This is a genomic window from Yokenella regensburgei ATCC 49455 (genome assembly GCF_000735455.1).
Lineage (GTDB): Bacteria > Pseudomonadota > Gammaproteobacteria > Enterobacterales > Enterobacteriaceae > Yokenella > Yokenella regensburgei.
In genome coordinates, this window is sequence record NZ_JMPS01000009.1 from 145,554 (window position 1) to 164,159 (window position 18,606).

Annotated in this window: 16 protein-coding genes; 8 read left to right on the top strand and 8 right to left on the bottom strand. The window is 55.5% G+C overall.

Annotation, left to right across the window (positions count from 1 at the left end; genetic code table 11):
• Nucleotides 1-11 precede the first annotated feature (11 nt).
• Nucleotides 12-1,649 (bottom strand): dihydroxyacetone kinase subunit DhaK, encoded by a 1,638-nt coding sequence (locus GYRE_RS01780; RefSeq protein ID WP_038252496.1) that lies wholly within the window; start codon nucleotides 1,647-1,649, stop codon nucleotides 12-14.
• Nucleotides 1,650-1,783: 134 nt separating this feature from the next.
• On the opposite strand from GYRE_RS01780, the gene GYRE_RS01785 reads away from it, so the two are divergent.
• Complete coding sequence (locus GYRE_RS01785; protein WP_038252499.1) at nucleotides 1,784-3,286, top strand: helicase HerA-like C-terminal domain-containing protein; 1,503 nt, start codon at nucleotides 1,784-1,786, stop codon at nucleotides 3,284-3,286.
• Nucleotides 3,287-3,345: 59 nt separating this feature from the next.
• Here GYRE_RS01785 and lptG read toward each other — a convergent pair whose 3' ends face one another.
• Nucleotides 3,346-4,428, bottom strand: a complete 1,083-nt coding sequence (gene lptG, locus GYRE_RS01790; RefSeq protein ID WP_006816898.1) for an LPS export ABC transporter permease LptG — start codon at nucleotides 4,426-4,428, stop codon at nucleotides 3,346-3,348.
• A complete protein-coding gene (gene lptF / locus GYRE_RS01795) occupies nucleotides 4,428-5,528 on the bottom strand; it encodes an LPS export ABC transporter permease LptF (RefSeq protein ID WP_038252503.1) in 1,101 nt (366 codons plus the stop codon). Before lptF ends, lptG begins: the two co-directional genes overlap by 1 nt.
• A 257-nt stretch (nucleotides 5,529-5,785) precedes the next feature.
• Between lptF and pepA the strand changes: the two genes are divergently transcribed.
• The 3 genes from pepA to valS all read left to right on the top strand — a co-directional run bounded on the left by pepA (nucleotide 5,786) and on the right by valS (nucleotide 10,716).
• Complete coding sequence (gene pepA / locus GYRE_RS01800) at nucleotides 5,786-7,297, top strand: leucyl aminopeptidase (RefSeq protein WP_006816896.1); 1,512 nt, start codon at nucleotides 5,786-5,788, stop codon at nucleotides 7,295-7,297.
• 120 nt (nucleotides 7,298-7,417) lie between these two features.
• On the top strand, nucleotides 7,418-7,861 hold the full coding sequence (holC, locus tag GYRE_RS01805; RefSeq protein WP_006816894.1) for a DNA polymerase III subunit chi: 444 nt from the start codon (nucleotides 7,418-7,420) through the stop codon (nucleotides 7,859-7,861).
• The gene (gene valS, locus GYRE_RS01810) at nucleotides 7,861-10,716 is read left to right on the top strand and encodes a valine--tRNA ligase (protein WP_038252506.1); all 2,856 of its coding nucleotides are present in this window, start codon (nucleotides 7,861-7,863) and stop codon (nucleotides 10,714-10,716) included. The genes holC and valS overlap by 1 nt, the downstream gene beginning before the upstream one ends.
• Before the next feature lie 39 nt (nucleotides 10,717-10,755).
• On the opposite strand, the gene GYRE_RS01815 is transcribed toward valS, so the two are convergent.
• A complete protein-coding gene (locus GYRE_RS01815) occupies nucleotides 10,756-11,292 on the bottom strand; it encodes a DUF943 family protein (protein WP_038252508.1) in 537 nt (178 codons plus the stop codon).
• Nucleotides 11,289-12,140 carry a DUF3289 family protein gene (locus tag GYRE_RS01820; RefSeq protein WP_038252509.1) on the bottom strand — a complete coding sequence of 284 codons (852 nt, stop codon included), beginning with the start codon at nucleotides 12,138-12,140 and terminating at the stop codon, nucleotides 11,289-11,291. The genes GYRE_RS01815 and GYRE_RS01820 overlap by 4 nt, the downstream gene beginning before the upstream one ends.
• Nucleotides 12,141-12,344: 204 nt before the next feature.
• Between GYRE_RS01820 and GYRE_RS01825 the strand changes: the two genes are divergently transcribed.
• Nucleotides 12,345-12,845, top strand: coding sequence for a GNAT family N-acetyltransferase (locus GYRE_RS01825; protein ID WP_038252510.1), 501 nt, complete (start codon nucleotides 12,345-12,347; stop codon nucleotides 12,843-12,845).
• Between the two features lie 20 nt (nucleotides 12,846-12,865).
• Here the strand turns inward: GYRE_RS01825 and miaE are convergent, their stop codons facing one another.
• Both miaE and rraB read right to left on the bottom strand, forming a co-directional pair.
• Nucleotides 12,866-13,624, bottom strand: a complete 759-nt coding sequence (gene miaE, locus GYRE_RS01830) for a tRNA isopentenyl-2-thiomethyl-A-37 hydroxylase MiaE (RefSeq protein WP_038252513.1) — start codon at nucleotides 13,622-13,624, stop codon at nucleotides 12,866-12,868.
• Between the two features lie 48 nt (nucleotides 13,625-13,672).
• Entirely contained in the window at nucleotides 13,673-14,098 is a 426-nt protein-coding gene (rraB, locus tag GYRE_RS01835) for a ribonuclease E inhibitor RraB (protein WP_006816888.1), read from the bottom strand.
• A gap of 163 nt (nucleotides 14,099-14,261) precedes the next feature.
• Between rraB and argF the strand changes: the two genes are divergently transcribed.
• A complete protein-coding gene (gene argF, locus GYRE_RS01840; RefSeq protein ID WP_038252515.1) occupies nucleotides 14,262-15,266 on the top strand; it encodes an ornithine carbamoyltransferase in 1,005 nt (334 codons plus the stop codon).
• A gap of 39 nt (nucleotides 15,267-15,305) precedes the next feature.
• Here the strand turns inward: argF and GYRE_RS01845 are convergent, their stop codons facing one another.
• Complete coding sequence (locus GYRE_RS01845; RefSeq protein ID WP_038252517.1) at nucleotides 15,306-15,758, bottom strand: YhcH/YjgK/YiaL family protein; 453 nt, start codon at nucleotides 15,756-15,758, stop codon at nucleotides 15,306-15,308.
• Nucleotides 15,759-16,424: 666 nt separating this feature from the next.
• On the opposite strand from GYRE_RS01845, the gene arcA reads away from it, so the two are divergent.
• Both arcA and GYRE_RS01855 read left to right on the top strand, forming a co-directional pair.
• On the top strand, nucleotides 16,425-17,645 hold the full coding sequence (gene arcA / locus GYRE_RS01850) for an arginine deiminase (protein WP_038252519.1): 1,221 nt from the start codon (nucleotides 16,425-16,427) through the stop codon (nucleotides 17,643-17,645).
• A 10-nt stretch (nucleotides 17,646-17,655) separates the two neighbouring features.
• Nucleotides 17,656-18,591 (top strand): carbamate kinase, encoded by a 936-nt coding sequence (locus GYRE_RS01855; RefSeq protein ID WP_038252521.1) that lies wholly within the window; start codon nucleotides 17,656-17,658, stop codon nucleotides 18,589-18,591.
• Nucleotides 18,592-18,606 lie beyond the last annotated feature (15 nt).

Sequence of the window (18,606 nt, forward strand, 5' to 3'; positions counted from 1 at the left end):
GAGGGCTGTTATCAGGCCCGGAGGGCTTTAAACACTTCGGCAATCGCCACCGCACCCGGGTCCATCACGCCGTCGAGGTTCTCTTTATTCACGTAGGAAGAGCGCCCGGCTCCGGCTTTGCTCATCGTCGCGGTGCGCTCTGCCCCCTGCTGCGCAGCGCTTGCCGCGGCCTGCAGGTTTCCACTACGCAGCGTTTCCAGCGCCGGCTGTAGCGCGTCGATAAGCGTCCGGTCGCCGAGGTCGGCACCGCCGTACTGCTTCATCTGCTTCAGTCCATCCAGCAGCGCTTCTGCCACGCCTTTGCCGTTCTGCACCGACTGCCCGGCAGCGGTGAAGAAGATTGACATCAGCACGCCGCTGGAGCCGCCCATCACCGTGGCAAGGCTGTCGCCCACCACCTGCAGCAGCTTCGCCGTGTCGTTGAGCGGCAGCTGCCCCTGCGCGAGCAGGCGGGCCACTTCCCGTGCGCCTTCGGCAAAGGTCGAGCCGGTATCACCGTCGCCAACTTTTGCATCCAGCGCGTTCAGGTGGTTCTCAAGGCCGATAAGCGTGCTGGTCACCGCCGCTACCGCCGCCCTCACCTGCGGGTTATCCGAAGGGGTGAAGTCAATGCGGTCGTGAATTTTAGCGTGTTTCACCGTTCTCACCGGAGCGAACGCCACCGGCTTCTGCCAGCCCACGGTGTCTACGTCTTCCCGCAGGGCAGCTTCAAAGGTGCTGTTAAGCTTCAGCAGCGAAAGCGAGAAGCCTTTCATGTCGAGAGCGCTCACCAGCGGCGCCGGGCCAATCAGCCAGGCAATCTGGTCTTTCAGCGCGGAATGCGCCAGCTCTTTGGTCAGCAGCGCCATCTCCAGCGCCGATACGCCGCCGAGGTTGTTGATCAGCACCGCCACCCGCGCATCGCCCACCTGGGCCTTCAGCGGTGCGACCAGCGTGTCGATGATGGCTTTGCTGTTGTGGCTATCGACAATCGATGCCCCCGGTTCACCGTGAATACCCAGCCCCAGCTCCACCTGGCCGTGCCTGATACGCCCTTCATCTTCTTCGCTGCCCGGCAGGTTGCAGCTCTCCATCGCCACGCCAAGGCTGAACACGCTGTTGCAGGCGTCCTGCGCGATGTCGCGCACTTCGCATAGCGATTTGCCCTGCTCCGCCGCGTGCCCGGCAATTTTGTGCACCAGCGCCGTGCCGGCGATGCCGCGCGGCTGTTTGTTGTCCGGCAGCGCGATATCGTCGGCGACGATCACCATCTCCACCTTCAGGCCGTAGCGTTTGGCTTTCTCGGCGGCGAGGCCAAAGTTCAGGCGGTCGCCGGTATAGTTTTTGACGATGAGCAGGCAGCCGCGATCGCCGGTCACGGCCACAATGGCGTTAAGCACCGCGTCGACGCTCGGCGAGGCGAACAGATCGCCACACACCGCCGCCGTAAGCATGCCTTTACCGACAAACCCGGCATGCGCCGGTTCGTGGCCGGAGCCGCCGCCGGAAATCACCGCCACCCGGCTTTTATCCCAGTCGCCACGTACCACCACGCGGATGGCCGGGTCGATATCCAGGCGCACCAGGTTGCCGTGCGGCGCCGATAACACTAAGCCTTCGATGGCATCGTTGACCAGCTGTTTGCGGTCATTAAAAAAGAATCTGGACATAATCTTCCAAAAAAAAGTAAACGGTATGCAAAGCATAGTGCGCCCTGGAAAGCGCATCGCAAAGAACAGAATTTACTGAATCACTTTATCTTCAGGTTGCCTATACTGCTCGCAGGACTAATGGAGGAAGAAACATGAGCGCACCCTTGCTGATAGCTCGCACTATTGAAGAAGAGCTGTTTTTATTGCCAGGCATGGCGAACCGTCACGGTTTAATCACCGGTGCCACCGGGACGGGGAAAACCGTCACCCTGCAGAAGATGGCAGAATCGTTCTCTGAGATCGGCGTACCGGTATTCATGGCCGACGTAAAAGGCGATTTGACCGGGGTGGCCAAAGAGGGGCAAGCCTCCGAGAAGCTGCTGGAGCGGCTGAAAAAGATTGGTATTACCGACTGGGAACCGCACGCGAACCCGGTAGTGCTGTGGGATATTTTTGGTGAGAAGGGTCACCCGGTACGCGCAACGGTGTCCGATCTCGGCCCACTGCTGCTCGCCCGTCTGCTGAACCTCAACGAGATCCAGTCCGGGGTGCTGAACATTATCTTCCGCATCGCCGACGATCAGGGTCTGCTGCTGCTCGATTTTAAAGATCTGCGCGCCATCACCCAGTACATCGGCGATAACGCGAAGTCGTTCCAGAACCAGTACGGCAACATCAGCACGGCTTCCGTCGGGGCTATTCAGCGCGGCCTGCTGACCCTTGAGCAACAGGGCGCAGAGCACTTCTTTGGCGAGCCGATGCTCGATATCAAAGACTGGATGCGCACCGACAGCAATGGCAAAGGCATTATCAATATCCTGAGCGCCGAGAAGCTCTATCAGATGCCGAAGCTGTACGCCGCCAGCCTCTTGTGGATGCTCTCCGAGCTTTATGAACAACTGCCGGAAGCGGGCGATCTCGAGAAACCGAAGCTGGTGTTCTTCTTCGACGAAGCGCATCTGCTGTTCAGCGATGCGCCGCAGGTGCTGCTGGATAAAATCGAGCAGGTTATTCGCCTTATCCGCTCCAAAGGGGTCGGCGTTTACTTCGTATCGCAGAACCCTTCCGATATTCCGGATAACGTGCTTGGCCAGCTCGGTAACCGTGTGCAGCACGCGCTGCGCGCCTTCACGCCGAAGGATCAGAAAGCGGTGAAAACCGCCGCGCAGACCATGCGCGCCAACCCGGCGTTTGATACCGAGAAAGCCATTCAGGAGCTGGGCACCGGCGAGGGGCTTATCTCCTTCCTCGACGAGAAAGGCAGCCCGTCCGTAGTGGAGCGTGCGATGGTTATCGCGCCCTGCTCGCGCATGGGACCGGTCACCGACGACGAGCGCAACGGGCTTATCAACAACTCGCCGCTGTACGGCAAGTATGAAGACGTTATCGACCGCGAGTCGGCGTTTGAAATTTTGCAAAAAGGCGTGCAGGTTGCCACCGACAAACAGGAGGCCCCCCCGGCCAAAGGGCAGAACGTTGCCGTTGACGACGGAATACTCGGTGGGCTGAAGGATATTCTTTTTGGCTCTACCGGCCCGCGCGGCGGCCAGCGTGACGGCGTGGTGCAGACCATGGCGAAAAGCGCGGCGCGTCAGGTGACGAACCAGATTGTGCGTGGGATGTTAGGAAGTTTACTGGGCGGAAGAAAGCGTTAAGCACCGCTCTGGAGATACCCTCTCCCCACCGGGGAGAGGGTTAGCGCGAGCGGTAAAATCTACGCCTTGCGCATCATCAGCCAGAGGCTTATCAGGAAGAAGCTCGCGCTTGGCAGCAGAGCACCCACCACCGGCGGAATGCCGTACACCAGCGTCAGCGGGCCGAAGATCTGATCCAGCACGTAGAATACGAAGCCGAAGCTAATCCCGGTCACCACGCGCACGCCCATCGGTACGCTACGCAGCGGGCCAAAGATAAACGACAGCGCCATCAGCATCATCACCGCCACCGAGAGCGGCTGGAAGATTTTGCTCCACATATTGAGCTGATAACGCCCGGAGTCCTGGCCGCTGGACTTCAGGTACTTCACGTAGTTGTGCAGGCCGCTGATTGACAGCGCATCCGGATCCAGCGCTACTACGCCGAGCTTGTCTGGCGTGAGGTTGGTTTTCCAGGTGCCGGTCACCGTCTGGCTGCCGGTAATCTGTTTCGGGTCGGTCAGGTCAGATTCATCAACCTGCGACAAACGCCACAGCTTGTTGTCCGTATCAAACTTCGCAGTAGCGGCGTAGCGCACCGACTGCAGACGACGGTTGTCGTTGAAGGAGTAGATACTCACGCCGCCCAGCTCGTCGTTGCTTCTCACGCGCTCGATGTAAACAAAGCTGTGCCCGTCTTTCGCCCACAGCCCCTGCTGGGTGGAAAGCAGCGAACCGCCGTACATCTGCTGCGCACGATAGTTACGTGCCATCTGCTCGCCCTGCGGAGCCACCCATTCGCCGATAGCCATGGTCAGCAGCACCAGCGGGATCGCGGTTTTCATCACCGCGAGCGCTACCTGCATGCGCGTAAAGCCGGAGGCCTGCATCACCACCAGTTCACTACGCTGCGCCAGCATCCCCAGGCCTAACAGTGCGCCAAGCAGCGCCGCCATCGGGAAGAAGATCTGGATATCTTTCGGTACGCTGAGCAGGGTATACATCCCGGCGCCCAGCGCGGTGTAGGTACCCTCGCCCGATTTTTTCAGCTGGTCGACAAACTTGATGATGCCCGAGAGCGACACCAGCATGAACAACGTCATCATGATGGTGTTGAAGATAGTTTTACCGATATAGCGGTCAAGTACGCCAAATGCCTGCATTATACGGCTCCTTTACCGGCAAAACGGGCGCGCAACCGGCGTACCGGCAACGTATCCCACAGGTTCAGCGCCACCGCGAGCGCCAGATACAAGAGGTTTACGCCCCACATCCAGATCATCGGATCCAGCTTCCCTTTGCTGGCGCTGGAGCGCAGCGAGGTCTGCAGCAGGAAGAACACCAGATACAGGAGCATCGCGGGCAGCATCGACAGTACGCGGCCCTGACGCGGGTTCACCACGCTCAGCGGAACCACCATCAGCGCCATCACAAACACGGCAAACACCAGCGTGAAGCGCCAGTGCAGTTCGGCGCGCGCGGTGTCGGTATCCGTGTTCCAGAGCGTTGGGGTGTTCATCTGCTCGGTATTGGTCGGATCCATCGCCACCGCCTGGTAGCCAATAATCGCCTGGTAATCTTTAAAGTCGGTGATGCGGAAGTCACGCAGCATCGCGGTGCCTTCAAAACGCGTCCCCTGGTTCAGGGTAACCACCTGCGAACCATCTTTATGCTGAGAAAGATGGCCGGAATCGGCAACCACCACCGACGGACGCGCGTTACCTTTTGGCCGCAGCTGCGCCAGGAACACGTCTTTAAAGCTGCTGCCATCAACGCTTTCGATAAACAGCACCGCATCGCCGTTGGTGGCCTGCTGGAACTGGCCCTGGGCCAGTGCCGCCATGCCGGGGTTGGCTTTCGCTTCTGCCAGCACTTCATCCTGATGGCGAGCCGACCACGGGCCTGCCCACATCACGTTCACTGCCGCCACGGCGCCGGTTAACAGCGCCAGCAGCATTGCTGCTTTAATCAGCACCGCCTTGCTCAGACCGCAGGCATGCATGACCGTAATTTCACTTTCGGTATACAGTTTGCCGAGCGTCATCAGAAGCCCCAGGAACAGGCTCAGCGGCAAAATGAGTTGCGCCATCTCCGGGACCCCAAGTCCAAGCAGAGAAAGCACGAGATTCGTCGGGATTTCACCATCGACCGCTGCGCCCAGGATCCGCACCAGCTTCTGACAGAAAAAGATCAGCAGCAGGATGAAAAGGATGGCAAGCTGGCTTTTCAGCGTCTCCCGCATCAAATATCTTATGATTATCACTATAAATACGCCCGTAAAAACCCGTCTTGTTGCAGGAAAATAGCTTGTTTCATGGCTTAAACGTCATTTATTCTCTTGAGTCGTCGAAAACATCGCTAAGATTAAACTACTCGGCGGTTATCCGTTCTCGAACGTGTTCAAACCGTAAACACAGTAAGAATATCATGAAGTCACCGCAACAGCGGACATGAGTTACGAAAGGTTTCAATTCTATCCGTAGCCACTGCTGTTGTCTTTAAGATTCAGGAGCGTAGTGCATGGAGTTCAGTGTAAAAAGCGGTAGCCCGGAAAAACAGCGGAGTGCCTGCATCGTTGTCGGTGTCTTTGAGCCGCGTCGCCTCTCCCCGGTCGCCGAACAACTCGATAAGATAAGCGACGGCTACATCAGTGCGTTGCTGCGTCGTGGTGAGCTGGAAGGTAAGCCGGGTCAGACCCTGCTGCTTCATCACGTACCGAACGTGCTGTCAGAGCGTATCCTGCTTATCGGTTGTGGCAAAGAACGCGAGCTGGATGAGCGCCAGTACAAGCAGGTTATCCAGAAAACCATCAACACCCTGAACGACACCGGTTCAATGGAAGCGGTCTGCTTCCTGACCGAGCTGCACGTGAAGGGCCGTAACAACTACTGGAAAGTGCGTCAGGCGGTGGAAACCGCGAAAGAGACGCTCTACAGCTTCGATCAGCTGAAGACCAACAAGAGCGAGCCACGTCGCCCGCTGCGTAAAATGGTCTTCAATGTGCCGACCCGTCGCGAACTGACCAGCGGCGAGCGCGCCATTCAGCACGGTCTGGCGATTGCTGCCGGTATCAAGGCCGCGAAAGATCTCGGCAATATGCCGCCGAACATCTGTAACGCCGCGTACCTGGCTTCCCAGGCGCGTCAGCTGGCCGATGCTTACAGCAAAAACGTCGTCACCCGCGTGATTGGCGAGCAGCAGATGAAAGAGCTGGGTATGCACTCTTATCTGGCGGTAGGGAACGGTTCGCAGAACGAATCCCTGATGTCGGTGATTGAGTACAAAGGTAACCCGGCGGAAGACGCACGTCCTGTCGTGCTGGTAGGTAAAGGCCTGACCTTCGACTCCGGCGGTATCTCCATCAAGCCTGCCGAAGGCATGGACGAGATGAAGTACGACATGTGCGGCGCGGCGGCGGTCTACGGCGTGATGCGGATGGTGGCAGAGCTTCAGCTGCCTATCAACGTCATCGGCGTGCTGGCAGGCTGTGAGAACATGCCTGGCGGTCGTGCGTATCGTCCGGGCGACGTGCTGACCACCATGTCCGGCCAGACGGTAGAAGTGCTGAACACCGATGCCGAAGGCCGCCTGGTGCTGTGCGATGTGCTGACCTACGTTGAACGCTTCGAGCCAGAAGCCGTCATCGACGTGGCCACCCTGACCGGCGCCTGCGTGATTGCGCTGGGCCACCACATCACCGGCCTGATGTCGAACCACAATCCGCTGGCGCACGAGCTGATCGGGGCTTCCGAGCAGTCCGGCGACCGCGCATGGCGTCTGCCGCTCGGCGATGAGTTCCAGGAACAGCTGGAATCCAACTTTGCCGATATGGCAAACATCGGCGGTCGTCCTGGCGGAGCTATCACCGCAGCCTGCTTCCTGTCGCGCTTTACCCGCAAGTACAACTGGGCGCACCTGGATATCGCCGGTACCGCGTGGCGCTCCGGTAAAGCCAAGGGTGCAACCGGTCGTCCGGTAGCCATGCTGTCGCAGTTCCTGCTCAATCGCGCTGGGTTTAACGGCGAAGAGTAATGTTAAATGCCGGGTGGCGGCGACGCCTTACCCGGCCTACAAACGGCAGCACACTGTAGGCCCGGTAAGCGCAGCGCCACCGGGCAGCATGCTTTAAATCCATCACAAGAAGCCCCATATATGAAGAATGCGACGTTCTATCTTCTGGACAACGACAACACCGCCGACGGCCTGAGCGCCGTGGAGCAACTGGTGTGTGAACTTGCCGCAGAACGTTGGCGCAGCGGTAAACGTGTCCTGATTGCCTGTGAAGACGAAGCGCAGGCCATTCGCCTCGACGAAGCGCTGTGGACGCGCCCGCCGGAAAGCTTTGTACCGCATAACCTGTCGGGTGAAGGCCCGCGTGGCGGAGCCCCGGTGGAGATTGCCTGGCCGCAGAAGCGCAACAGCAGCCCACGGGATCTGTTGATTAGTTTACGCACCGGCTTTGCAGATTTTGCCACCGCTTTCACAGAAGTGATAGACTTCGTTCCTCATGAAGATTCTTTAAAACAACTGGCGCGCGATCGCTATAAAGCTTATCGCCTCGCCGGTTTTAACCTGACCACGGCAACCTGGAAATAATGGAAAAGACATACAACCCACAAGATATCGAACAGCCGCTTTACGAGCACTGGGAAAAGCAGGGCTATTTCAAACCAAATGGTGATGAAAGCCAGGAAAGTTTCTGCATCATGATCCCGCCGCCGAACGTCACCGGCAGTTTGCATATGGGTCACGCTTTCCAGCAAACCATCATGGATACCATGATCCGCTATCAGCGTATGCAGGGTAAAAACACCCTGTGGCAGGTCGGTACCGACCACGCCGGGATCGCGACCCAGATGGTGGTTGAGCGCAAGATTGCGGCCGAAGAAGGCAAAACCCGTCACGACTACGGTCGCGATGCCTTCATCGACAAAATCTGGCAGTGGAAGGCGGAGTCTGGCGGTACCATTACCAACCAGATGCGTCGTCTGGGCAACTCCGTGGACTGGGAGCGTGAGCGCTTCACCATGGACGAAGGCCTTTCCAATGCCGTGAAAGAAGTGTTTGTCCGTCTGCACAAAGAAGATCTGATTTACCGTGGCAAGCGCCTGGTCAACTGGGATCCGAAACTGCGCACCGCGATTTCTGACCTCGAAGTCGAAAACCGCGAATCCAAAGGCTCCATGTGGCACATCCGCTACCCGCTGGCCGATGGCGCAAAAACCGCAGACGGTAAAGATTATCTGGTGGTTGCCACCACCCGTCCGGAAACCCTGCTGGGTGATACCGGCGTGGCCGTTAACCCGGAAGATCCGCGTTACAAAGACTTAATCGGTAAATTCGTGGTGCTGCCGCTGGTTAACCGCCGTATTCCGATTGTGGGCGACGAACACGCCGACATGGAAAAAGGTACCGGCTGTGTGAAGATCACCCCGGCACACGACTTTAACGACTATGAAGTAGGCAAACGTCACGCCCTGCCGATGATCAACATCCTGACCTTCGACGGCGACATCCGCGAAAGCGCGCAGGTGTATGACACCAACGGCGTTGAAACAACCGTCTACTCCAGTGATATCCCGGCAGAGTTCCAGAAAATGGAGCGTTTTGCTGCGCGTAAAGCGATGGTTGCCGCCGTTGACGCCCTGGATCTGCTGGAAGAGATCAAACCGCACGACCTGACCGTGCCTTACGGCGACCGTGGCGGCGTGGTTATCGAACCGATGCTGACCGACCAGTGGTACGTGCGCGTTGCGCCGCTGGCGAAACCGGCGATTGAAGCGGTGGAAAACGGTGACATCCAGTTCGTACCGAAGCAGTACGAAAACATGTACTTCTCCTGGATGCGTGATATTCAGGACTGGTGTATCTCTCGTCAGCTGTGGTGGGGCCACCGCATCCCGGCATGGTACGACGAGCAGGGTAACGTCTACGTTGGCCGCAGTGAAGAAGAAGTACGTCAGGAAAACAACCTCGGTGCCGACATCCAGCTTCGCCAGGACGAGGACGTGCTGGACACCTGGTTCTCCTCAGCGCTGTGGACCTTCTCTACCCTCGGCTGGCCGGAAAACACCGACGCCCTGCGTCAGTTCCACCCGACGAGCGTGATGGTTTCCGGCTTCGACATCATCTTCTTCTGGATTGCCCGCATGATCATGATGACCATGCACTTTATCAAAGATGAAGACGGCAAGCCGCAGGTACCGTTCAAGACCGTCTACATGACCGGTCTGATTCGTGACGATGAAGGCCAGAAGATGTCCAAATCCAAGGGCAACGTGATTGACCCGCTGGATATGGTTGACGGTATCTCCCTGGCTGACCTGCTGGAAAAACGCACCGGCAACATGATGCAGCCGCAGCTGGCTGAGAAGATCGGTAAGCGTACTTCCAAACAGTTCCCGGACGGCATTGAGCCGCACGGCACCGACGCCCTGCGTTTCACCCTGGCGGCACTGGCCTCTACCGGCCGTGACATCAACTGGGACATGAAACGTCTGGAAGGTTACCGTAACTTCTGTAACAAGCTGTGGAACGCCAGCCGTTTCGTGCTGATGAACACCGAAGACCAGGACTGTGGCTTCAACGGCGGCGAGAAAGTGCTGTCGCTGGCTGACCGCTGGATCCTGGCTGAATTCAACCAGACCGTGAAAGCGTATCGCGAAGCGCTGGACAACTATCGCTTCGACATCGCCGCGGGCATCCTGTACGAATTCACCTGGAACCAGTTCTGTGACTGGTACCTCGAACTCACCAAGCCGGTGATGAATGGTGGTACAGAAGCAGAGCTGCGCGGCACCCGCCATACGCTGGTTACCGTACTGGAAGGTCTGCTGCGCCTGGCGCACCCGATTATCCCGTTCATCACTGAAACCATCTGGCAGCGTGTGAAGGTCATCTGCGGTATCACCGCTGACACCATCATGCTGCAGCCGTTCCCGGTATACGATGCAGCCCAGGTTGATGAAGCCGCGGCTTCGGACACCGAATGGCTGAAGCAGGCCATCATCGCAGTACGTAACATCCGTGCGGAAATGAACATTGCTCCGGGCAAACCGCTGGAGCTGCTGCTGCGCGGTTGCAGCACCGACGCCGTGCGTCGCGTGAACGAGAACCAGAGCTTCCTGCAGACCCTGGCGCGTCTGGAAAGCATCACCGTGCTGCCTGCCGATGACAAAGGTCCGGTTTCCGTGACCAAAATCATCGACGGCGCCGAGCTGCTGATCCCGATGGCTGGCCTCATCAACAAAGAAGATGAGCTGGCCCGCCTGGCGAAAGAAGTCGCCAAAATCGAAGCAGAAATCGGTCGTATTGAAGGCAAACTGAGCAACGAAGGCTTCGTGGCGCGCGCGCCGGAAGCGGTCATCGCTAAAGAGCGTGAAAAGCTGACCGGTTATGCTGAAGCGAAAGCGAAGCTGATTGAGCAGCAAGCGGTTATTGCGGCTCTGTAATCTTGATGCTAAAACGCCGAAGACTCTCTTCGGCGTTTTTTATAACGCATTTTTTATTCTCACTAGCTTCCCGTCCGACATGGTGATCCAGTAATAGTCCTGGCTATCGAAATAAAATTTCTCATAACCTCCCGCATCAAATTCCACACTTAGAAAAATATTTTTTTCAATACAATTTTTATTGGTATTCTTTTGGGGCGTAAAACAGAAAAGATCGCCATCGCCGGATTTATCACCGTTGATAAAACCTCCGCCAATATCCCAAAATACAATACGATAGGAATGACTCAGTGGTATCCGATATTTTTTCTTCAGTTCAGTTTTATGCTCCAGATACCAGTGGATACGTCCCCACTCGGTTAATGCCAAATGGTCAACAGCAATATCATAGGCTTCAAAGTCGATAAACCCACGCAGACTGCTGGCATAAAGCCCATGAAAATGCTTGGGCTCATATTCAAATCGTTCTCCTGCCCGAATGATAGTCACCGGCCGTTGAGCCCATAGCAGGTAACCGCAGATCAATAGTAACAGGCTACCTCTAATTAAATTACGCCTCCAGTGCTCAGGTTTCATGCACCGCCCCAAATATGTACATTGGAACTACAATTTGTCAAAAAAGGTTTGTATGCATAATCTCGATGGCGCTGCAGAAAAAACCAGAGTCGGAAAAAACGAAATTTATTATAGAGTTTGTCAGTAATATCCTCTTTGCCTAATCCAAAATGGTCTTGCCCTTTAAAATAAAGAAGACCATCCCATGACATGGCATAACGTTGGAAACGAATAAGGCTTATTTTTTGCGCATAAAAATCGTGTACGCTGATTCCCAACCCATTAAACCTGTCTTTAAAACGGTTGAATTTTGGCAACCGGAATCTATTCAAATCAGCTTGCAGACCAAAAATAAATTCAGAATCCAGTCCTGCCTTTGGTTTCGAACGCAAACGCTCACTTATTGCCCTCTGAATTTTCATCAACACATCATTTGTGCCAATCCCCCGAATGACTTCATCATAAGCCTGGTCCAGAAGCTGACCGGACCAGGGTTGCCCGCTGCCAAAATGAAAATAGTCAATCAACTCGCCAATAAGCGGCGCATACTGCCCACTGGCAAACTGTCTGGATAACGCTTTCATCTCATCAAACATAATATCAGCACACCGCTGACGGCTAATCGACCTGCCTTTCGGCTGCTTAAAATTGAAATCAGGGGCATGGGTGCCAAAAGAAGTCAGCGGATCAAATTCCAGACACCTGAAGGGATCGACGCGAGCAGAAATATCCTCTAATCCCAGCCTTTTAAAATCCTCATCATGCAAATCACCGAACTGCATATCATCGACATAATGATCGTCAAAACGATGGGCAGTTGAAAAAATCTCATATGGCAGAGATATTGATAAAAGCATATTTGTATTCATGGATTCATCATCCTGATAAATAATATGTTCGTGCTTTACGGCCATAATGAAAATAAAGTAAAATTAAAGAATAAAACTTGAGCAACACGACATAAACAATAGGCTAATGATGAAAATTTTCTTCAGTTATTATCTCTGTCTTGCATGAATGAATATAGAGTGGTATCAAATATAACCATGATGAATTTTTGATTGAGTAACAAAATGAATTCCACGCTATTCCCCCCCACGCTGCGCCGGATAACCGCCACGGATAACCCGGCCATTGCCGGCGTTATCCGCCAGGTGTCAGCGGAGTACGGTCTTACGGCCGACAAAGGCTACACCGTGGCGGATCCTAATCTTGATGAGCTGTTCGAGCTGTACAGCCAGCCGGGTCATGCCTATTGGGTGGTGGAACAGGACGGGAAAGTCGTTGGCGGCGGCGGCGTTGCGCCGCTGTCGTGCAGTGAGCCGGGTATCTGTGAACTGCAGAAGATGTACTTTCTCGCTTCCGTGCGCGGTCAGGGTCTGGCGAAGAAGCTGGCCCTGATGGCGCTCGACTTCGCGCGCGAGCAGGGATTCAAACAGTGCTACCTTGAGACCACCGCATTTCTGACCGAGGCAATTCGTCTGTACGAACACCTTGGCTTTGAGCATATCGCCGAGCCGCTGGGCTGTACCGGACACGTCGATTGCGAAGTGCGGATGTTGAAAGGGTTATAAGTCCTGCCAGATTTTCCGGGCTATACCGGAACCCCACTATGAAAGCGGAACTCCTCATCCGGCGTGTTGATGAGCGCCGCTTCTACTTCCCCGAAGAATTTTACCCTTGATGTAATATCCTCTTTCGCAACCCGCTGTGCCAGCGCCAGATAATCCTGATAATGGCGAGCCTCCGAGCGCAATAGCGACAAATAAAACTTCTGCAGATCGGCGTCCAGATGCGGTGCCAGCGCGGCAAAACGTTCGCAGGAGCGCGCCTCAATGTATGCCCCGCAGATGAGCTTATCGATAAGGGTAAGCGGCTCGTGGGTGCGTACCTCTTTCAGCATCCCCTTCGCATAGCGGCTGGCGGTGATTTTGACGTAAGGAATACCGCGCGCCACCATCATCTCGCGCACCTGCCAGAAGTGGTGCAGCTCCTCTTTGATAAGCAGCACCATGCTGTCGATAAGCGCCTGTCCCCACGGGTCATCGGTCTGCGGCATAATGCTTTTGCCAATCTGCTTATGCAGCGCGGCGAAATCCGGCTCCGGCCCTTCGCGGAAGGTGAAGGCTTCATAGGGGTGCAGCCATGCCAGCAGCGCCTCCGCACCCTGCTTGTCAGCAATGTACTTACGCACCAACAGCATGGCGGTTTGCGCGGCCTTAAGCTCGCACACCATGTGATCGGTGAGCAACAGCGGAAGTCTTTCGGGTTTGCGGGCTTCTTCCACCCACGCGGCGGGGGTCGGGCAGTGCAGGAACTGTAATACGGGAGCGAGTATTTGCGGGTAATCCATACCTGAATCCTGCTGTGCGGCGAGGAGCCCCGCCGCACAGATTATGACTTAGTGGCGAATGCCGTTGTCGTCTTCGTCGACGTAATCTTCGTCGTCGCCGTCTTCGCCTTCTTCACCGTTCGGGTCTTCGTAGTAGGTACCCCAACCGTCGTATTCCACGCCATGTTTTTCTGCCAGGTTCATCAGCTGTTCTACCTGCGCATCGATAAGTTCCGCTTTCAGCGCGCACTCGCTCAGGATATCGCAGCAGATAACCACATCACCCTCTTCCACTTCCAGCTCTTCCGGCTCGGTGACTTCGTAGCCCATCTTGAAGGCTTCTACCGCCACTTTCTCCAGCGTTTCAAAGTCGTCGGCGGAAAGGTGGTGCTCGATGGTGTACAGCGCATCCGGATCGCTGCCGTCTTCCAGTAGTTCTTCAATGATCAGACGCGTTTCGTCGCGTTGCTCTTCCAGGTGTTCCGGGTTTGCCATGGCTCGTTCCTCATAATGTGCGGCAGATACTCTTATTGTCACATACCACCGACGTTGCCTCCACCTTTGTGCAAAAGATTTGTGAACCGGGGTTGCAAGTGAATATTAATACATATAAAGTGAATTTTAATTCAACAAGTGGCTTGAGCCATGAGAGGCAAACATGACAACGTTACACCATAAGCACTTCTTAAAATTACTCGACTTTACCCCTGCTGAAATCACCCATCTGCTGCAGCTTTCTTCCAGTCTGAAAGCTGATAAAAAACAAGGTACTGAGAAGCAAAAACTGATCGGTAAAAACATAGCGCTCATCTTCGAAAAAGACTCGACCCGTACCCGATGCTCTTTCGAAGTTGCCGCTTACGATCAGGGTGCCCGCGTGACATATCTCGGCCCTAACGGCAGCCAGATTGGGCATAAAGAATCAATTAAAGACACCGCCCGCGTGCTGGGCCGGATGTACGACGGTATTCAGTATCGCGGTCACGGCCAGGAAATCGTGGAAACCCTGGCAGAATTTTCCGGCGTGCCGGTGTGGAATGGCCTGACCAACGAGTTCCACCCGACCCAGCTGCTGGCAGATCTGTTAACCATGCAGGAACACCTGCCGGGTAAATCGTTCAACGAGATGACGCTGGTCTACGCCGGGGATGCCCGTAACAACATGGGTAACTCGATGCTTGAGGCCGCCGCGCTGACCGGGCTGGATCTGCGTCTGGTCGCTCCGAAAGCCTGCTGGCCAGAGTCGAGCCTCGTGACCGAATGCACGGCGCTGGCGCAGAAGAACGGCGGTAACGTGACGCTGACGGAAAATATTGCCGAAGGGGTGAAAGGTGCCGACTTCATCTATACCGACGTCTGGGTGTCGATGGGCGAACCAAAAGAGAAGTGGGCAGAACGAATTGCGCTGCTGCGCGACTATCAGGTCAACAGCAAGATGATGCAGCTCAGCGGAAATCCGCAGGTGAAGTTCCTCCACTGCCTGCCGGCTTTCCATGACGACCAAACCCTCGTCGGCAAGAAAATGGCGGAAGAGTTTGGCCTGCACGGCGGCATGGAGGTCAGCAACGAGGTGTTTGAATCTGCGGCGAGCATTGTGTTCGACCAGGCCGAAAACCGGATGCACACCATCAAAGCGGTGATGGTTGCCACCCTCGGCGAGTAAATCCCAGCCCCCTCTCCCGCACGGGAGAGGGGTTAACGCTTATTCCACCCGAATTTTCACGACGGCCTTACGCACCTTCGCCGGTTTCCCGACCGAGCACAGCGGCTTGTGCACTTCTCCCGGATAAAACACCACAAAATCCCCTTCATTAAGGATGACGGTTTTCTCCTGCGCCCCCTCCGGTAAAAATGCGATGTCCTTGTCAGCCAGCCAGTCGGTCGCGGGCTGACCCGCCGGTAGCGTACTGAAGGTCATGCCTTCCTGCCCCTGCAGTACGATCTGGATATCGAGATAACGCGCGTGATACTCCGCCCGACGGTCGGCGAAGGGCTCGGTCATGTCTTCCGACACCAGGTAAAACTGCCGGTTGCCGTCGATATCGTGCTTGCCGGGCGGAGTCGCCGCGGTGACGTTCGCCTTGATAAATTCAATCGCCTGACGCAGCTCCGTCGGGAGCCAGGGCTGCAGATGGTGGATGTTGCCAACAATCATGATTTACACCTCAATCAAAACATCGTTTCATTTTTTGTTGTTATACTCCCGCCGATCGCCGTCTGCTACCGCTTTATGATGGAGATTTGCGCCAACGCATGTTTATTGCCGGGATTGTTAATTAATGGTTAACCCACATCCGAATATTATTCATGAATTATGCATAACCGTTTTTCCTCCCTCCCACCGGCCTCTCTTAACCTGCTGATCGCTGGTGTGTTATTTAAAAACCTCACCCGGCCTCACAGTTTATTCATCCTGATTTATTTCATCTTCATGCAATAATTATTTTCAGATTTAACTAAAGAGAAAAATAAAGGAACAAGAAAAATGAATAACCATGCCTGTAACTAAATAAAACCATATAAAATCAACAAATTAACAATCATAAATAGATATTAAATATCTACATCACATTAACAGCGAGGAATAATCACCCTTCCTGATGCTTAGCCATTCACTTAATACACCAAAGTTTATATATAATATATGACCCCTATCATGTAATAAGCACTTGCTTTTAATTACCCCGCCAGCTGTGATTTAAGTCACAATCTTAAATATCAAAAAACTCAACTATAACCGCGAAGTCATTCATTCAAAACGACTACGAATTCATTTTCGCAGCCACCCTTTTTATTCTAAAAAATGGTTAAAGGAATAATTATGGAAAAGCATTATGTCGGTTCTGAAATTGGTCAATTACGCAGTGTTATGCTCCATCGCCCTAATTTAAGTCTTAAAAGGCTGACCCCGTCTAATTGCCAGGATCTCCTCTTTGATGATGTGCTTTCGGTTGAACGCGCGGGGGAAGAGCATGATATTTTCGCCAACACGCTACGCCAGCAGGGCATTGAAGTACTGCTGCTGACCGACCTGCTAACGCAAACGCTGGAGGTCACCGAAGCCCGCGACTGGCTGCTGTCTACCCAGGTTTCCGACTATCGTCTGGGACCAACGTTTGCCGCCGATGTACGCGCCTGGCTTGCCGACCTGCCGCGCCGCGAACTGGCGCGCCATTTAAGCGGCGGCGTCACCTACGGTGAAATTCCGGCATCGATTAAGAATATGGTGGTGGATACCCACGACGTTAATGACTTTATTATGAAGCCATTACCTAACCATTTATTTACCCGCGACACCTCATGCTGGATTTATAACGGCGTCTCCATCAACCCAATGGCTAAAGCGGCCCGTCAGCGCGAAACCAATAACCTGCGCGCGATATATCGTTGGCATCCTCAGTTTGCCGATGGCGATTTTATTAAATACTTCGGCGACGAAAATATTAATTACGACCACGCCACCCTCGAGGGCGGTGATGTGCTGGTCATTGGCCGCGGCGCCGTATTAATCGGGATGTCGGAACGTACTACACCGCAGGGGGTGGAATTCCTCGCCAACGCCCTGTTCAAACATCGTCAGGCAGAAAAAGTCATTGCCGTCGAATTGCCGAAACATCGCTCCTGCATGCACCTCGATACCGTCATGACCCATATCGACGTCGACACCTTCTCGGTCTATCCGGAAGTGGTTCGCAAAGACGCCCAGTGCTGGACGCTGACTCCGGATGGCCGTGGTGGGCTCAAACGCACCCAGGAAACGGACCTGCTGCACGCCATCGAAAAAGCGCTCGGCATTACCCAGGTACGGCTTATCACCACCGGTGGCGACGCCTTTGAGGCCGAGCGCGAACAGTGGAACGACGCCAACAACGTCCTGACGCTGCGCCCGGGCGTGGTGGTTGGCTACGAGCGTAACACCTGGACCAACGAGAAATACGACAAAGCCGGGATCACCGTGCTGCCCATTCCGGGCGATGAACTCGGACGTGGCCGCGGCGGTGCGCGCTGCATGAGCTGCCCGCTGGAACGTGACGGGATCTGAGGAGATGACTATGACGAAACCCACTCTGGTCGTCGCCCTCGGCGGCAACGCCCTGCTCAAACGCGGCGAGCCGCTGGAAGCCGATATCCAGCGCCGCAACATTGAACTGGCGGCGAAAACCATCGCCGGGCTCACCCAGCAGTGGCGGGTGGTGCTGGTTCACGGTAACGGCCCGCAGGTTGGCCTGCTGGCGCTGCAAAACAGCGCGTACAGCAAGGTCGCCCCCTACCCGCTGGATATCCTGGGCGCAGAGAGCCAGGGGATGATTGGCTACATGCTGCAGCAGGCGCTGAAAAACCAGCTGCCGCAGCGTGAAGTCAGCGTCCTGCTGACGCAGGTGGAAGTCGACCCTGCCGATCCAGCCTTTCGTAACCCCACCAAGTACATCGGCCCGGTGTACGACCAGGCGCAGGCCCGCGAGCTGGAAGCGGAAAAAGGCTGGGTATTTAAAGCCGATGGTCCGTACTTCCGTCGGGTGGTGCCTTCTCCGCAGCCGCAGCAGATCGTGGAGCGTGATGCCATCAGCGCACTGATCGCCCGCGATCACCTGGTTATCTGCAACGGCGGCGGCGGCGTGCCGGTGGTTGAACAGGCCGACGGCTATCACGGCATTGAGGCGGTGATCGACAAAGATCTCTCCGCCGCGTTACTTGCCCGACAAATCCGCGCCGATGCGCTGCTGATCCTCACCGACGCAGACGCCGTGTATCTCGACTGGGGCAAACCGACTCAGCGCCCGCTGGCGCAGGTCACCCCGGAACAACTGAACGAACTGACTTTTGACGCCGGATCGATGGGGCCGAAAGTCGCCGCCTGTAGCCACTTCGTTGAGCGTTGCCACGGCATCGCCGGAATTGGCGCACTTGCCGACGGGCCAGAAATCCTCGCCGGAGAAAAAGGCACCCTCATTCGCCCCGAAAACAGCCCGGCTCATCCGGCTTACTGATGTAAATAAGGATTT

Coding starts and splice junctions, on each gene's coding strand:
- rraB (WP_006816888.1), bottom strand. CDS start 14,098: ATGGCAAACCCGGAACACCTGGAAGAGCAACGCGACGAAACGCGTCTG.
- miaE (WP_038252513.1), bottom strand. CDS start 13,624: ATGGATTACCCGCAAATACTCGCTCCCGTATTACAGTTCCTGCACTGC.
- holC (WP_006816894.1), top strand. CDS start 7,418: ATGAAGAATGCGACGTTCTATCTTCTGGACAACGACAACACCGCCGAC.
- GYRE_RS01845 (WP_038252517.1), bottom strand. CDS start 15,758: ATGATTGTTGGCAACATCCACCATCTGCAGCCCTGGCTCCCGACGGAG.
- lptG (WP_006816898.1), bottom strand. CDS start 4,428: ATGCAGGCATTTGGCGTACTTGACCGCTATATCGGTAAAACTATCTTC.
- GYRE_RS01855 (WP_038252521.1), top strand. CDS start 17,656: ATGACGAAACCCACTCTGGTCGTCGCCCTCGGCGGCAACGCCCTGCTC.
- arcA (WP_038252519.1), top strand. CDS start 16,425: ATGGAAAAGCATTATGTCGGTTCTGAAATTGGTCAATTACGCAGTGTT.
- argF (WP_038252515.1), top strand. CDS start 14,262: ATGACAACGTTACACCATAAGCACTTCTTAAAATTACTCGACTTTACC.
- pepA (WP_006816896.1), top strand. CDS start 5,786: ATGGAGTTCAGTGTAAAAAGCGGTAGCCCGGAAAAACAGCGGAGTGCC.
- GYRE_RS01785 (WP_038252499.1), top strand. CDS start 1,784: ATGAGCGCACCCTTGCTGATAGCTCGCACTATTGAAGAAGAGCTGTTT.
- GYRE_RS01815 (WP_038252508.1), bottom strand. CDS start 11,292: ATGAAACCTGAGCACTGGAGGCGTAATTTAATTAGAGGTAGCCTGTTA.
- GYRE_RS01780 (WP_038252496.1), bottom strand. CDS start 1,649: ATGTCCAGATTCTTTTTTAATGACCGCAAACAGCTGGTCAACGATGCC.
- GYRE_RS01825 (WP_038252510.1), top strand. CDS start 12,345: ATGAATTCCACGCTATTCCCCCCCACGCTGCGCCGGATAACCGCCACG.
- GYRE_RS01820 (WP_038252509.1), bottom strand. CDS start 12,140: ATGAATACAAATATGCTTTTATCAATATCTCTGCCATATGAGATTTTT.
- valS (WP_038252506.1), top strand. CDS start 7,861: ATGGAAAAGACATACAACCCACAAGATATCGAACAGCCGCTTTACGAG.